General features: G+C 61.9%; 15 protein-coding genes. 5 read left to right on the top strand and 10 right to left on the bottom strand.

The genetic code is table 11. The features are described 5' to 3' along the window. Positions 1-86: 86 nt before the first annotated feature. From NH395_RS10440 to NH395_RS10430, 3 genes are all read left to right on the top strand, one after another. Positions 87-2549 carry a YbeU/YbeR family protein gene (locus tag NH395_RS10440; protein WP_253024547.1) on the top strand — a complete coding sequence of 821 codons (2463 nt, stop codon included), beginning with the start codon at positions 87-89 and terminating at the stop codon, positions 2547-2549. Positions 2550-2662: 113 nt separating this feature from the next. After that, positions 2663-3358: an NlpC/P60 family protein gene (locus NH395_RS10435; RefSeq protein WP_253024545.1), complete on the top strand. Its 696-nt coding sequence runs from the start codon at positions 2663-2665 to the stop codon at positions 3356-3358. 27 nt (positions 3359-3385) lie between these two features. Further along, a complete protein-coding gene (locus NH395_RS10430; RefSeq protein ID WP_253024543.1) occupies positions 3386-4570 on the top strand; it encodes an MFS transporter in 1185 nt (394 codons plus the stop codon). Here the strand turns inward: NH395_RS10430 and NH395_RS10425 are convergent. The 5 genes from NH395_RS10425 to NH395_RS10405 are packed head-to-tail and all read right to left on the bottom strand — an operon-like array spanning position 4563 to position 9366. Beyond that, positions 4563-5183 carry an ATP-binding cassette domain-containing protein gene (locus NH395_RS10425; RefSeq protein ID WP_253024541.1) on the bottom strand — a complete coding sequence of 207 codons (621 nt, stop codon included), beginning with the start codon at positions 5181-5183 and terminating at the stop codon, positions 4563-4565. The two genes, NH395_RS10430 and NH395_RS10425, sit on opposite strands and share 8 nt — an antisense overlap. Next, positions 5173-5988, bottom strand: a complete 816-nt coding sequence (locus NH395_RS10420) for an ATP-binding cassette domain-containing protein (RefSeq protein ID WP_253024539.1) — start codon at positions 5986-5988, stop codon at positions 5173-5175. Before NH395_RS10420 ends, NH395_RS10425 begins: the two co-directional genes overlap by 11 nt. Positions 5989-6008: 20 nt before the next feature. Continuing rightward, a complete protein-coding gene (locus NH395_RS10415) occupies positions 6009-6809 on the bottom strand; it encodes an ABC transporter permease (protein ID WP_253024537.1) in 801 nt (266 codons plus the stop codon). Then, positions 6806-7786 (bottom strand): ABC transporter permease, encoded by a 981-nt coding sequence (locus NH395_RS10410; RefSeq protein WP_253024535.1) that lies wholly within the window; start codon positions 7784-7786, stop codon positions 6806-6808. The genes NH395_RS10415 and NH395_RS10410 overlap by 4 nt, the downstream gene beginning before the upstream one ends. Further along, entirely contained in the window at positions 7777-9366 is a 1590-nt protein-coding gene (locus NH395_RS10405; RefSeq protein WP_253024533.1) for an ABC transporter substrate-binding protein, read from the bottom strand. The genes NH395_RS10410 and NH395_RS10405 overlap by 10 nt, the downstream gene beginning before the upstream one ends. 86 nt (positions 9367-9452) lie before the next feature. On the opposite strand from NH395_RS10405, the gene nikR reads away from it, so the two are divergent. Next, positions 9453-9854: a nickel-responsive transcriptional regulator NikR gene (nikR, locus tag NH395_RS10400; protein ID WP_092825799.1), complete on the top strand. Its 402-nt coding sequence runs from the start codon at positions 9453-9455 to the stop codon at positions 9852-9854. A gap of 75 nt (positions 9855-9929) precedes the next feature. Here nikR and NH395_RS10395 read toward each other — a convergent pair whose 3' ends face one another. Then, positions 9930-10412, bottom strand: a complete 483-nt coding sequence (locus NH395_RS10395; protein WP_253024531.1) for a peptidylprolyl isomerase — start codon at positions 10410-10412, stop codon at positions 9930-9932. A gap of 174 nt (positions 10413-10586) precedes the next feature. On the opposite strand from NH395_RS10395, the gene NH395_RS10390 reads away from it, so the two are divergent. Next, a complete protein-coding gene (locus NH395_RS10390; protein ID WP_253024530.1) occupies positions 10587-10865 on the top strand; it encodes a hypothetical protein in 279 nt (92 codons plus the stop codon). 97 nt (positions 10866-10962) lie between these two features. On the opposite strand, the gene NH395_RS10385 is transcribed toward NH395_RS10390, so the two are convergent. The 4 genes from NH395_RS10385 to NH395_RS10370 form a co-directional block, all read right to left on the bottom strand. After that, a complete protein-coding gene (locus NH395_RS10385; protein WP_253024529.1) occupies positions 10963-11430 on the bottom strand; it encodes a glycine zipper 2TM domain-containing protein in 468 nt (155 codons plus the stop codon). 319 nt (positions 11431-11749) lie between these two features. Then, the gene (locus NH395_RS10380; protein ID WP_253024528.1) at positions 11750-13348 is read right to left on the bottom strand and encodes an isocitrate lyase; all 1599 of its coding nucleotides are present in this window, start codon (positions 13346-13348) and stop codon (positions 11750-11752) included. A 304-nt stretch (positions 13349-13652) separates the two neighbouring features. Next, a complete protein-coding gene (locus NH395_RS10375; protein WP_253024527.1) occupies positions 13653-14090 on the bottom strand; it encodes a GNAT family N-acetyltransferase in 438 nt (145 codons plus the stop codon). 1 nt (position 14091) lies between these two features. After that, positions 14092-15276, bottom strand: coding sequence for a cupin domain-containing protein (locus tag NH395_RS10370; protein ID WP_253024526.1), 1185 nt, complete (start codon positions 15274-15276; stop codon positions 14092-14094). Between the last annotated feature and the right edge of the window lie 72 nt (positions 15277-15348).

The raw sequence follows: 15348 nt of genomic DNA, 5'->3' as shown, positions 1-15348 counted from the left end.
CTATCGGCCTTTGGGGCTGTTTCCGTTACACTAAGCGGCTTTGAACTTGCCTGCGGGCAGTGGGTGGTTTTTTGTCGAGGTGTCTCTTGGGCGACGCGTTACATGCTTGGTGGGCGCAGCAGTTGGTGCTGTGCGATTGGCATTTTACGCCGCATCCCTTATCGGTGGATGCGGGGGCGGCGGAACAGCGTTTGCTGGGCCAGGGGATTGCCCATCGGGGTGAGCTGGCCGAGCAATGGTGGGTTGCGCTGCATGCCCCGGCAGGCGAGGCGGATCAGCTGCTGGCGGCGCTGGAATGGGCGGCGTTGGCCGGTGCGGCCGGGTGGATAAGCCCCGAGCAGGCCAGCGACTGGGCCTGCTGCGTGATGCAGCGTATTCACCGCGACTATCGCGACCTGCGCAGTTGGCTGGGCGATGTTCGCCGCTCGCTGGGCGTGCGTGGCTGGGCCACCGGGGCCGATGACCGTTTTATCGATGCCTGTCAGGTGCTGGCGGACTCGGAAGCCGAGGGCGCGGGGATCACCTGGGAAATGTTTGAGGCGGCGCTGCACGAGCACGGTGACGTTGCCCTGTGGCCCACATCGCCTGGCGCTCGGCCCTGGCGGCTGTGTGCGCTGTTTCGCCCGCTGCTCAATTACCCGGCAAGCCAGGCGGATTGGCCGGATGCGGTCAATTGGTTGGGTACCGCCTGGGATATTGACAGTCGCGACGAGCTGCTCACCGGGCTGTTGTGGCTGGGTACCCAGGGGGAGCGCCAGCGCTGGGATGTTGAAGCACGCGATCTGCTTGCCATGGACGCTGCCCAGCGCCAGGAATGGCAGCGTAATGCTCAGCCCGGTTCGCACCATGCCAGCGTACTGTGCCGCTTTGTCAACCAGGGAGAGCCCCTTGAATGGGCCGCCTGGGATTGGTTGCGGCTGGTCGAACTGGCCTGGGCGGGTGCCTGTAGCGGCTGGCTGACCCAGGCCGAGGCGGATGCCTTTGCGGCGCACGCCGCCGAACTGATGCAACGCCGCTACCACGACTGGCGGGCGGTGATTGTTGCCTATCGGCGGGGTCAGAGCCTGTTTGACGGTATCGACCGGCGCGCCATGACGCCGCCCGAACGCGAGACGCTGCTGCTTAGCGGCTCGTTCAGCCCCTGGCAGGTTGCCGTTGACGACCTGCTGGACGCGGAGACTCAGGCGGCCTCGCACGCAATGCTCAGCCAGTGGCGTAACTCGCCACACCGCTGGTTGCTGGCCATGGCGGGGGTGCGTGAGCCGGATGCCATGCTGCGGCTGGCCAATCCCGAGGCCCCGCTGAGCGAAGCGCAGCGCGTCGAGGCGGGGGAGTATCTGGATGGCTCCCTGGGGTTGCATGCCGACGAGGGAGCGGCGGCCATGGCGCGCTACTGGCTGCCTGCTCAGGCGCATCATCTGAATCAGCTCGCCGCCGACGCGGCCCACGGTGTCATGCCGCCTTCCGCGACGCTGTTTGGTCAGCCGGATTTCCCGGTTAACGCCCAGCGCCAGGCGCTGAAAGGCGTCAGTCGTCATGCCGCAACGATTCACATGGCCGAGAAGTTTGCCTTCTACCTGCATATGGCCCTCAACAGCGAACTCCTCGAGACGGAGGCGCTGCTGGATTACGCGCGCTCGCTGCGCAGCTGTTTGTGCCGCTTTTATCCCAACGCCAAACGCATGCTGGAAGCCTGGCTTGCCTGGGAACATTGCCTGCCGGAGAGCGAGCATGCCTCGTTGTGCAATGAAATTGCCTGGCACCTGGACGATCCGGGCAGCCTGTTCCACTGGCTGGACTGGCGCGCCGATGTCTGGCGCGAACCCAGCGAGCGGCCGACACTCAGCCAGTTTACCGCGATGTCGCTGGTGGGACCGCTGAACAGTGCGGTCTGGAGCGAGCCCCAGCAGGAAAGTCCCCGTGAGTGCGCGGAGATTCGTGACTGGGTTGAAAGCCATTACCACCTGGCCAGCGCCGACGATATGCAGACCTTTTTGACGTCCATGTTTGAGGCGGGTGATCGCCAGGAATATCAGATCAATTACGAGCCCTACACGCTCAATACTCAGCGCCTGGAAGCCGAGATTGCCATTCTGGAGTCCGGAGATTGTGCGGAGGAGGATCGCCATCACCTGCTGAGGCTGCGCCGCGTACGCGATAACGAGGATGGGTGTAACGAGATCGACATGGCGGCCTGGGATATTGCCCAGCTTGTCGACCTGGCCATTGCCGGTCGTCAATTGGGCTGGCTGTCATCCACGGCCTTTGCCGATGTGCTGGGGCGTGCCTACCAATTGGCGGCGGATCATTACTCCGGGTGGCAGGATTACGCGGCTGGCATGTACGCGGGTTTCTCGTTCTGCATGGGGGAAACCCCCGAGCGGGAGAGCTTTCTGGCCAGTTTTCGGCAGGCCCTGGTCGCCTGGCTGTGCGCAGCACCGATACTGGCAGGACCCTGGGCGAGCCTGGATTTTCCCGGCAACAAGCCGCGTCATTTTGCGCCGCTGCACATCGATACGTTGCCCGGCGATCAGCGTACCTTGCATTGAGGCTCGCTTAACGTAGGTATTTTGGCTTATAGTCATGCTTGATCAGTATTAGCTCAGCCAAGAATAGGTCTGGCAACTGGTAATTTTTTTCAATTATTGACGAGGGATCGCGCATGGTTGCGTTGCCAACTATTGCTGTCACCGCTGCTCGTTTTATCAATCTTTATTCTGGTCAGTTACGTGAACGCCATGCGCCTCTGGCGATGGCTGGCTGTATGGTGGTTGTGCTGAGTGGTTGTGCTACCAGTGCGCCGCAGGGCGATACGCCCGATGATTATTTTGCCCGCTCGATGCCGGGGCTGCCCGACGACTGGAAGACGCAGATGTCGCCCTTCGATGGGCAATACGATGCCTTCGGTAACTGGCAGGCCTCGCCTACCGAACAGGTGCGAGAGGCCCTGCTGGCCCAGCATGAGCAATGGGTCGGCACGCCATATCGACTCGGTGGCACTACCCAGCGTGGCATCGACTGTTCGGCCCTGGTACGCAACATCTTCCGCGATACCTTTGAGCTGGAGCTACCACGCTCCACCCGTGGGCAGGTCCATGAGGGACGCCCGATCGACCGCCAGGAATTACAGGCGGGCGATCTGGTGTTCTTCCGCCCGCCGGGGGCCTATAACCATGTAGGCATTTATGTCGGCGACGGGCATTTTCTGCACGCGTCTACCTCCCAGGGAGTGATTATCTCCAGCCTGGATAATGTCTACTGGAAACGCTACTACTGGCAATCGCGGCGGCCGCTGGCGCCTTCACATATGGCCAAGCTCAAGGACTCGTCGTCGCTCAACGCCTCTCGGTCGATGTAGTGGGCCTTTCTCACCGTTGAGCGTCACATGATCGAAGCCAACACCCGCGCCTGGTGGCGCGCGACCTTTGCCCTGTGCCTGGGCTCCTTTCTGGTGTTCATCAATCTTTATGCCCCGCAGCCGCTGCTGCCGGGGCTGAAAGAGACCTATGGCGTGTCGACCCTGGGCGTGAGCCTGCTGATGTCGGTAGCCACGCTGTCGTTGGCATTGGCGCTGCTGGTGTTCGGGCCGCTTTCCGATGCCATTGGCCGCGAAGGCATCATGCGCATCACCTTACTGCTGGCGGGGGGCTGTTCGTTGGCGCTGGCCTTTGCGCCCACTTTTGAAACCCTGCTGGCGCTGCGGCTGGTGCAAGGCTTTGTGTTGGGTGGCCTGCCGGCGGTGGCGATCGCCTGGATGGGGGACGAGTTCAATAAACCGGCGCTGCTCAGCGCGGTGGGGCTGTATATCGGCGCCAATTCGCTGGGCGGCATCAGCGGGCGTGTGGTGGGTGGCGCGGCGGCGGATATCGGCGGGCCCACGGCGGCGTTTCTAACCGTGGGCGTGCTGACGCTGGTGGGCTGCGCGGTGTTCTGGCGGCTGCTGCCCAACAGTCAGGCGTTTCGGCCGCAGCGCTTTCAGCTGCGTGTCGCCTTGGGTGATCTTGCCGGGCACTTGCGCAATCCTATTCTTCTTGCCGCCTACGCATTGGGCGGCATCAACTTCCTGATCTTCATCAACCAGTTCAGCTACATTACCTTCCGCCTGGCCGGGGCGCCCTATCAATTGGCGGCGAGCAGCCTGGGGCTGGTATTTCTGACCTATCTGGGTGGTACCGTCGGCTCAACGCTGTCTGGGCGGCTGGCCCAGCGCTTCTCACCGGCGACCTGCATGAGCCTGGGCGTGGCGATCCTGATGCTGGGCACGGCGATCACGCTGGCGAATTCCCTGTGGCTGATTATTCTTGGCTTGACCGTCAACGCCTTTGGCTTTTTCCTGGCCCATTCGCTGGCCTCAAGCTGGGTGGGGCGCCATGCTCAGGGCGCGCGGGGCAGCGCGTCAGCGCTTTACCTAGTGTTCTACTATGTGGGGGCCAGCCTTGGCGGTTTCTGGCTGGAGCCGTTCTGGCAATGGGCGGGCTGGCAGGGCGTGGCACTGGGGTCGTGGCTGCTGCTTAGCGTAACGCTTGCCGTCGCGCTGGGGCTATGGCGCTTTGAGCGCCGGGCTACCTAGACGGGCGCAATTGCGCATCGCTGAGAGTTAGTCGACGCGGGCACAGGCGTTCAAGCAGGGCCGCGTCGTGGCTGATCACCAGCACGCCAAGCTGGCGCTCGTCCGCCACCTGGCGGAGCGCTTGCCAAAGAGCAAGCTGGGTGAGGGGGTCGAGCATGCTGGAGATTTCATCGGCCACCAGATAGCGCACCCCAGGGGCCAGGGCGCGTAGCACGCATACCCGCTGCAGTTCGCCGCCGGAAAGCGCGCTGGGATAGCGGTTCAACCAGCCGGGTTCGATCCCGAAGGCTTCACGCAATGCCGCCGGGGGTGTCCAGGCTTCTTCCAGGATTCGCTTGACCCGCCAGCGTGGGTTGACCGAAAGCTCCGGCGACTGGGGCAGCCATTGCACGGGCTGCAAGCCGCCTCGCGGCAGCGCTGCGCCGTCCACCTTAATAGTTCCCGCCTGGGGCGCGAGATGCCCCGCCAGCAGTTGACCCAGGGTCGACTTGCCCGCCCCGGAATTGCCGCTAAGCCCCAGCCATTCGCCCGCCTCCAGAGACAGAGACACGTTATCCAGCACGGCCGCCTGGTCGGCAAACGCATGATGTAAACGGTGGGCGCTAAGCAACATCTTGGGCCTGTGCGGTGGGTGCCACGCCAAAATGATTGTCCGGCAGCGCCTGCCACAGCGCCTGAGCGTAGTCGGTGGTCAAGGTGTCGCCATCGCCCTGGAAGGCACTGGCGAAGGCGGTTTCGACACATCGCCCCTGGCGCATGAGGGTGACACGCTGGGCAATGGGCAGGGCATGGCGCAGGTCGTGGGTGATCAGCAGCACCGCTTTACCTTGGCGGGCCAGCGCCGCCAGGGCGTCAAGCACCCGGTCGCGCTGCTGTGGGTCGAGGCCGACGCTGGGTTCGTCGGCGATGATCAACTGCGCGTGGCTCACGTGGGCCATGGCGACGAGTACCCGCCGCGCCATACCGCCGGACAGCTCATGGGGAAAGGCCTGTTTGCTGCGTTCATCCAACTGGTAGTGAGTGAGCGCTTGCCCGGCTGCCTGCCAGGCGTTGGCTCTGGCATGCCCGGCGCGGCTCGCCGCCCAACTGACCTGGCGCTGGCTGCGGACCAGGGGATCAAGCGCATCGAGAGACTGGGGAATCAAGGCCAGTTCACGGCCGCGAAGCTGACGCTGGCGCGCGGCGGTCAGCACCTGGCGGTGGAAGGTCAGTCGGCCGGTCTGGCGCTTGGGCTCGGGCAGAAGGCCCAGCAGCGCATGGGCAAGCAGGCTCTTGCCCGCTCCCGACGCGCCCACCACGGCATGCACCTCGCCGGGGTGAAGCTCGAGTGATACGTCACTCAATACCTCGGCCCAGCGCCGCCGCCACCAGGGGGCGTAATACGGCAGCTGCAGGGTCAGGTGTTCAATGGTCAGCATGTCATTTCTCCTTGCAGGGCCTAAAGCGCATGACGCCAGTGACTGGCAAGCCGTTCGAGACTGAGTACCACCAGCAACAGCCCCAGCCCGGGGAATAGGCCGAGCCACCAGACGCCGCTGCTCAAGTAGCGCATGGCGTCGGCCAGCAGTAGGCCAATGGCGGGTTGGCTGGGGTCAAGCCCGACGCCCAGAAAGGTCAGCGCGGCTTCGTGCAATATGGCGTGGGGAAACAGCAGCAAGGCGCCGACCACACATTGGGGCAGCACCTGGGGCAGGTAGTGGTAGACCATCACAAAGCGTTGGGACTTGCCGAGCGCTCTGGACATGGCGATATAGGGGGCATGGCGAAGCTGGAGGAGTTCGGCACGCAGTAATCTTGCCAGGCGGGGCCAGTGGGTGACCGCCACGGCGATAATCACCGCCTGGGTGCCGCCGCCGAGCGCAAAGGCAATCAGCAGTAACAGGATCAGGTGCGGCACGCTGAGCAGCGTATCGATCACCAGGGCGACCAGCGCGTCAAAGCGTGGCCCCAGCATGGCCAGCAGTGCCATGCCCAGCGCGATGAAGGTGCCGATCAGCGCGGCCAGGCTGCCGACGCCGATGCTCAAGCTCAGCCCTGCCAGGGTGCGCGCCCATAGGTCGCGGCCCAGCGCATCGGTGCCGAGCCAGTGGTCCGGGCTTGGGGCGGCGAGGCGGGCGTCAAAGTGCATCTGGCCTGGCGTGTCGCCGAGCCACCAGCGGCTGCTGAGTAGCGCGATGAGCAGCACGGCGATGGCGGCACCCCTCCATAACGCATCGCGCCTGGGCTGCGCGCGGCTCATGGCGTCACCTTCTGCATGCGGGGGTCAATCAGCGCGTAGAGCGCATCGGCGAGTAAATTGCCCACGCTCACGAATAGCGCGGTAAACAGCGCGATGCCCAACAGCAGGGGCACATCGCTGCGCAACCCGGCCGCAACCGTTGCCTCACCAAGACCTGGGTAGGCAAATACCTGCTCGACGAGCACCGAGCCCCCAAACAGCTCTCCCAGCGAGGCCAGCGAGAGCGTCAGGGCGGGCAGGCTGGCATGGCGGATACCGTGCCGCCAGGCGATATCCCAACGGCTGGCACCTTGCGCAAAGGCGTGGGTGGCGATGTTGGAGTTCATCAGCGCGATCATGCGTGTGCGGGTATGCAGGGTAATAGGGGCGATGCCGACCAGCGCGAGCGTCATGACGGGCAGTATCAGGTGATGCAGCCGAGTGGCCAGGCCGACATCCTGGCTTAGGGTGCCGGTGGGGCCTGCGCAACATACCGGCGTCCAGCCCAGGTACACCGAAAATAACAGCAGCAGGAGCATGGCCAGCCAGAAAGCGGGCGTCGAGGCTGTCAGGTAGGCGTAAGTACTGATGATGCTATCCAGCAGGCTGCCTTCTCTTGCCCCGGCAACCACCCCGAGGGCAAAGCCAACCAGCGTGGTGAGCAGCCAGGCACTGCCCAGCAATACGATGGAGCGTTTGAAACGCTGGCCGATGACCTCGCTCACCGGCTGGTTGTACACATGACTAACCCCCAGGTCGCCCTGGATGAGCTGACCAAGCCAGTGGCCAAACTGGACCACCGGCGGTTCGTTGAACCCCCAGCGCTCGGCAATCAGGTCGCGCTGCTCCGGGCTTACCTGGGCCATTTGCGGCCCCAGGTAGGCGTCAATCGGGTTGATGGGCGACAGCATCATCAAGCCAAACGACACGGCCGCAACGCACACCAGTACCAGCGCAAGGCGCAGCAGCCGAACGGCGACGGTCGCGATCAGTTGCACGTCCAGCGCCAGTCCAGCAGGTTGGCGGTAATCGGCCAGCCATGGCCATGGGGGGCAACGCCGAGGGTGCCCAGGTCCAGGCAGCTGTCGGCGGCGTAGATGTGCTCCAGGTTGACCATCCATGCCCAGGTCGCGTCGCCGCGTACGCCATAGCCGGTCTCGCCGTCCCAATGGGCATTGCGCCAATGGCGGTTAGCCTGCTCGGCGCTGGCGGCCCGCTGGGCGTTGTCGAGGTGATCGTCCACGGCAGGATTGGTGTAAAAACCGCTGTTGTAGAAGCCGTTGCCGCTATGCGCGCTATGGAACAGGTAATAGATCTCCTGGGGGCTGTGGCTGCCAAAACCCATCACGATGGCGTCCTGATGGAGGGCTTCGCGCTGTATCTCATCCCAGTGGCGGGCGGTGGGCTGCATGTCGATGCCCAGCGGACGGACCATTTGTGCGCTGATCTCGGCCAGCCGTTGCCGGGTGGTGTCGCCTGCGGGGTAGGTCAGCCGGAAGCGGGCCGTTTGACCGTCTTTTTCGCGCAGGCCATCGTCGCGCTGCTGCCAGCCGGCGTCTTCCAGGCGCTGAATGGCGCCTTCAAGGTCAGGCGCCGCCAGGGTTTCGTCGGGGGCGCTCCACGGCAGGCCGTCGGCGGGGCCGAACGCCGGGCGGCCGTAGCCTTCAAGCGCTACGTCCACCAGGGTGTCGCGGTCCAACGCCAGGTTGATTGCCTGGCGGATAGCAATATCGGCGGTGACATCGTTGCCAATGGGCGCGCCATTGTCGGCGGTTTTGCCTTCATCCGGCTGCATGGGAAACAGAATGCCGCGGTTGTCGACGCTTTCCATCGTAATGCGCTGCATGTCTGACGGGAGTTCGCTGGCAAGTGCCGGGGGCAGGGCGGCAAGGTCGACGTCACCTGCGCGTACGGCGTTAAGGGTGGTATCCTCACCGGTGAACAAGAACACCAGCCGCTCAAACGGCGGAGTGGGGCCGTAAAAGTGCGGGTTACGCTCGACGATCAATTGCTCGCCTTCCTGCCATTCCACCAGTCGATAGGGGCCGGAACCCAGTGGGGCACGGCCGTAGTGGTCGTCGTAGCCATTCTCACGCGCGGCGCTGGGGACAATCCCTAAGGTCATCAGCTGGTCGATAAAGGTGATGCGCGGCTCGCGCAGGGTGAGAGTGACGGTGTACGGGTCAATGGCCTCGGCATTGTCAAGCACGCTCAGGTCGGCTCTCCCGCCTGCCTCGGCGGCGGCATTGAAGGTAAAGGCGACATCGTCAGCGGTGAGCCGGGTGCCATCGGCAAAGCGGACATCGTCGCGCAGCGTCAGTGTCCAGGTGAGGCGGTCGTCGGAGAGCGACCAGTCGGTGGCGACCTGCGGCTGAGGGGCAAGGTCGGTACCCCGTGAAAGCAGTGTCGACTGAAATAACGGATTGCCGTATTGCCCCCAGCCGAGTAGCGGGTCGAAACCCTGTTCCGGCTCACCGCCGATGGCCATCACGAGTTGGTCTTTGGCTTCGGCGGCATTGGCAAGCGTGACGCAACTGAGCGCCAAGCCGAGTAGAATCGTTCTTGAGTCGAGCGCCATGGCCGTTTCCTGTGGGGGACGGGTATGATGTTTTTTTAATATCATCATACTGGCAGCCAGGGGTCAATTTTTGAAAGGGGAAGTCGATGCAGCGAGTAACGGTCACGCTTGATGAGGAACTGCTGGCGGACGTGGATGAACTGATGCGGGAGCGTGGTTATCAGAACCGTTCCGAGGCAATCCGCGACTTGACCCGCAGCGGGCTCCAACAGGTTCACGAGGAAGCGGCACCCCAGGCGCCATGTATGGGGGCACTGGTGTATGTCTACGACCATGCGGCCAGGGAGCTCTCCAAACGGCTGACACGCCATTCCCACGCCCACCACGATCTCACCCTTTCGACGCTGCATGTCCACCTGAACGAGCAAAGCTGCATGGAGGTCGCGCTGCTCAAGGGCCAAAGCGACCAGCTGAAGCGGTTCGCCGCCGAAGTCACCTCGTCACGCAGCGTCCGCCATGGCCGCTTGGTGCTGATTCCTGAGGAATGAGCATAAAAAAGGCGACCCCTTGGGTCGCCTTTTCGCATGTCACGCGTCGGCTGAAAAACAGCCTTGGGGCTGAGCTTAGTGCTCTTCGCCGCCTTCGCCGTGTACATGGCCGTGTTCAACTTCTTCTTCGCTGGCTTCGCGTACTTCGGCGATTTCAACGTCAAAGTTGAGGTGCTGGCCAGCTAGCGGATGGTTGCCGTCAACGACGACGGTGTCGCCTTCAACCTTCTTCACGGTGACCATCAGCGGGCCGCCTTGGGTCTGGGCCTGGAACTGCATGCCCGGCTCAACGCTTTCAACGCCCTGGAACGCATCGCGCGGAACTTCCTGCATCAGCTGTTCCTGAATCTCGCCGTAACCCTCTTCCGGGGCAACCTGGACGCTCAGCTTTTCGCCAGCAGCGTGTCCTTCCAGCTCTTTTTCCAGGCCAGGAATGATGTTGCCTGAACCGTGGAGGTAGGTAAGGGGCTCGCGGCCTTCGGAACTGTCTAGCACTTCACCTTCATTATTGGTTAAGGTGTAGTGGAACGCGACAACCGAGTTTTGCGCAATTTGCATTAAATGACCTTTCGGTGAGTGCATGTCTTTAATATGGTAACGCGTGAATGCTGGATTGTCAGGGGGTAGAGGCGGATTTTCCGATGTCTTGGCTTTTTGCGGTATTGCGCCCGGCATTGTGCAGGGCTACCCTAGCTTGACACTTTTTTCGCCGCACCTTTTACGGAGCATGACATGACCATATTTATCATCTGGCTAATCGCCCTTGTGCTGATCGGCTATTTTGTCAATCAGCGCTGGCAAACCGTCAGTGCCGGGTTGGATAAAATGCTGCCTCGGGCATTGAAAACGCATGGCGATAACCGCTGGCTTTGGGTGGGGGCGCTTGCCGTCCTGGGGGCGACCGCACTGGTGCGCCCGGTGGATATTCTGCTGGTGGCCATTCTGTTGGGCATTATTTGCGGTGTGATATACAAGTTGATCGGTTTGGCGTCCAGCAAAGCCCCTCACTAATCACGCCCACCCAAGCAACACAACGAAAATCGCCCCCTCAGCGATGCTGGTGGGGGCGATTTTTGTGCCGCGATCCGTTATTTACATCAACTGATCATCAGTAGGGGGCGACGCTCGCGTTGGCACCGTTGCCAATCAGGCGAACTTTCTGGCCCGGCTGGAACTGGCGGTCGGCGCGCTGAACGACAACGACGTCGGTACCGTCTTCCAGGCGGATTTCCATTTCCAGGGCATCAATGCGGTTGGCGCGGTCTTCAACAGCAGTGCCAGCAATGGAACCACCCAAGGCACCGGCAACGGTGGCCAGTTGACGACCGGAACCGCCGCCGATCTGGTTACCCAGCAAACCGCCGATGATGGCGCCGCCGCCGCCACCGAGCAGGCCGCCGGTGCGACTATCCGCCTGAATCTGTACCGGGCGCACGGCAGCAATGGTGCCGATTCTGACATTTTGGGTAGTCTTGGCCTGGTTACCGCTATACACGTCGCCTGAGTAGCCCGCTGTGTTGGCACAGCCGGCAAGCGTAAGAACGCTAAGTGCGGCGATAGGGAGTAAACGCTTCATGGAAACCTCCAGGTGATTGATTCAGCCATCCCGCTTTACGGAACATCACGACTAAATTCTAGAACAGTGTTCGCTAACAAGATACCTGAGAATGCTGACGTTGAACAGCGGTCGTTTGCAGTGCTGACTATGTAACCTAGCTATATAGGACAGCGATGCAAGCTAATCGTGCAAAATTATCATGTAAAACAGTCTGTTTGTTGATTAAGAAAAGAGTGTGCAAGGTTAGGTGAAACATCGCGCAGCCGTTAGCTAAAAAAACGCCCGGAAAACCATCTTCCGGGCGTTCGAGCCTTAGGCTGACGTTTGGCGTCGGGTATCAGCCAAACTGGTTCATGGTGTTGTCCTTGCCGCCTGCTTTCAGGGCCGCCTCACCCTGGAAGAACTCCTTGTGGTCATCGCCGATGTTCGAGCCTGCCATGTCCTGGTGCTTGACGGTAGCGATGCCCTGGCGGATTTCCTCGCGCTGGACTTTCTTGACATAGGCCAGCATGCCGTCGTCGCCGAAGTAGCCCTTGGCCAGGTTGTCGGTGGACAGCGCCGCCGTGTGGTAGGTGGGCAGGGTGATCAGGTGATGGAAGATACCCGCCTCGCGTGCGCCGTCGCGCTGGAAGTTGCGCGTCCACTCGTCGGCCAGTTGGCCAAGTTCGGTGTTGTCGTACTCGATACCCATCAGCTTGTCGCGGTCGTAGGCCGAGACGTCCTTGCCTTCTTTTTCCCAGGCATCGAATACTTGCTGGCGGAAGTTGAGCGTCCAGTTGAACGACGGTGAGTTGTTGTAAACCAGCTTGGCATCCGGGCAGACTTCGCGGATACGGTTGACCATGGCGGCGATCTGGCCGACGTGGGGTTTTTCGGTCTCGATCCACAGCAGGTCAGCGCCGTTTTGCAGGCTGGTGATGCAGTCGAGCACTACACGGTCTTCGCCGGTGCCGGGCTTGAACTGGTAGAGGCCGGAGGCGAGACGCTTGGGCTTGACCAGCTTGCCGTTCTGCTTGATGACCACGTCGCCGTTGTTGATGTCGCTGGCATTTTCGATCTCGTCGCCGTCGAGGAAGCTGTTGTACTGGTCGCCCAGGTCGCCCGGCTCGTTGGTGACAGCAATTTTCTGGGTCAGGCCCGCGCCCAGTGAGTCGGTACGCGCCACGATGACGCCATCTTCAACGCCCAGCTCCAGGAAGGCGTAGCGAACGGCGTTGATCTTGGCGATAAAGTCCTCGTGGGGCACGGTGACTTTACCGTCCTGGTGGCCACACTGCTTCTCGTCGGATACCTGGTTTTCAAGCTGGATACAGCAGGCACCCGCTTCGATGAATTTCTTGGCCAGCAGGTAAGTGGCTTCAGCGTTACCAAAACCAGCGTCGATGTCGGCGATGATCGGCACCACGTGGGTTTCGTAGTTGTCGATCTGGCTGATCAGTTCCTGCTCCTTGGCCTTGTCGCCTGCCTCTTTGGCGTCGTCCAGGGCGCGGAACAGGTGGTTAAGCTCCCACGCATCGGCCTGCTTGAGGAAGGTGTAGAGCTCTTCGATCAGGTTGGCGACCGAGGTCTTCTCGTGCATGGACTGGTCAGGCAGCGGGCCGAACTCGGAACGCAGGGCGGCGACCATCCAGCCTGACAGGTAGAGGTAGCTGCGCTTGGTGGTGCCGAAGTGCTTCTTGATGGAAAGCATCTTCTGCTGGCCGATAAAGCCGTGCCAGCACCCCAGTGACTGGGTGTACTTGCTGGTGTCGGCATCGTAAGCGGCCATGTCGTCGCGCATGATCTTGGCGGTGTACCTGGCGATATCCAGACCGGTGTGAAAGCGGTTCTGGGCACGCATACGCGCGGCGTATTCGGGTTTGATGTTATCCCACTTGCCGCCTTGCGCTTCACGTAGTTGGGCCAGTGCCTTGATATCTTCGAGCAGTCCAGTCATGAGCTAATCCCTCCGGGGTTATAATGGCGATGCGCATGTAAGCAGTGTCTTATGCTGCACCTGCGAAGTCGCTTTCAGCATCGTTCAATTCGCTTGGCGTGTCTTTAAGAAATAAGTCTCTTAATAGAACGTCGTAAGCGGGTTTTCAGGGCAGTCCTTGCGGCACTGCAGTAAAGACACTATCCCTGAAGGGAAGGAGGGCAACAATTGACACTTGGGGGCAGGCAGCGTTGTAGCTCGACTACAGCCGGGCGACAACGCGGGTGAGTTGTGTAGTGGAATTTCGTGATCAGCGGGAAAGCGATCAGTTGAAGGTCAGCGTCATTTCGCGGTGGGGGATGCCGGCATCCATGAAGACCTCGCCATGGGCGACGAAGCCGAGCCGTTCATAGAAGGGCAGGGCATGGAGCTGTGAGCTAAGGGCCACCTTGGGGTGGCCGACGCGTTGGGCGGTGGCGATAGCGGCGGCCATCAACTGGCCGCCAATACCGGTTCCGCGCGCCTCGGCGAGCACCGCCACGCGGCCAATATGACCATCGGGCAGGAGTCGTGCAGTGCCCACCGGGTTGCCGTCCAGATAGGCCAGGAAATGATGGCAGGCGGGATCCTGGCCGTCCCATTCCTCGTCCTGTTGCACCTGTTGCTCGTCAATGAACACTACGCGACGGATATGGCTGGCGATGTCGCCCAGCGCCTGCCAGTCGCCTTCCTGAAGGATGACCTGCAGGCTGTCGCTGGGCATGTTATTCCTCGTCGTCATCGTCGTCCTGCAGCCAACTCAGGCTGCCCGCGTTAACAAGTTGGGTGATGAGCGCTTTGGCACCCGGCAGCTCCAGCACGTCTTCATGCAGCGGTGTTGGAGATGCCAGCCGCTGGGCGAGCGCTTCTGTGCAGGTGTAGCCTTCGCCGTCGACAAATAGCGTGGTGGCGCCATTCTCGGTGCGCCAGGCAAAGCGCGAGCCGGGCATATGATAGAGCGGGCCATCTTCCTGTAGCTGAGCGACAAGACTTGCTTCATTCATCGGCGTATCCAGCGGGACCACCTGGTCGACGTACTTGGGCTGGGTCATCGCGCGGCCGAACCATTGGGCGATTTGCTGGGGGTTATCCAGCGTCGACAGGATCAACTGGCGCATGCGCTCTACCGAGACATCGTCCAGTTCGCCACTGTCAGCCGCAGGGGCCCGACCGGCGTCGCTGTAACGCAGTGAGGCGGGTAGCTGTTCGCCACGGTAATCGGCGTAGGAGGTGACCGCTTCATCCGCCGATGGTGCCCGGAAGCCCACTGACATGGTGATGCAGTCGTCGGTCTGACTAACCCCGTGATGCGCCCAGCCGGGTGGCAGATAGAGCATGTCGCCGGGCTCCAGCACCCAGTCGGAGTCTTCTTCGACTTCGAAGGTTTCCAGAATGCGCAGGTCGATCCCCGGGATGATCGGCGCGTCATCACGGGTCTGGCCGCCCAGTTGCCAACGCCGCTGACCGCTGGCTTGAAACAGGAAAACGTCGTACTGGTCGACGTGGGGACCCACGCTGCCGCCAGGCGGTGCGTAGCTGACCATGATATCGTCCAGCCGCCAGCGGGGCAGAAAGTCGAATTCCTCGAGCAGGGCGGCCACCGAGGGCAGGTAGTGATCCACAGCCTGCACCAGCAGGCTCCAGTTGCGCTCCGGCAGTCGCTCGAAAGTGGCTTCGTCAAAAGGTCCGTGGGACACCTGCCACGCGCCGTCGGGTCCGTCTTCTTCTACCAGGCGGGCTTCGATACCGGGTTCGCAGGCAAGCCCGGCCAGCTCATCGGGTTCGATGGGGCTGATGTAGTCGGGTATTGCCCCGCGAATCAGTAGCGGCTTTTGTTGCCAATAGCTCGCCAGAAATTCCGCCGGGGTCAAATCGCCGAGCAGTGTCAGTGGCTTATCAGAAGGTTGCATGGTGGTATCCTAAACGAACGTGGCATTTAAAGCCGTGGGTCTAATCAAACCAGAGTAGACCTTAACTAGCGT

Source organism: Halomonas sp. Mc5H-6 (genome assembly GCF_024124705.1).
Classification (GTDB): Bacteria; Pseudomonadota; Gammaproteobacteria; order Pseudomonadales; family Halomonadaceae; genus Vreelandella; species Vreelandella subterranea.
The sequence above is the reverse complement of the archived record's forward strand: the minus strand, read 5'-3'. Positions and strand labels throughout refer to the sequence as shown.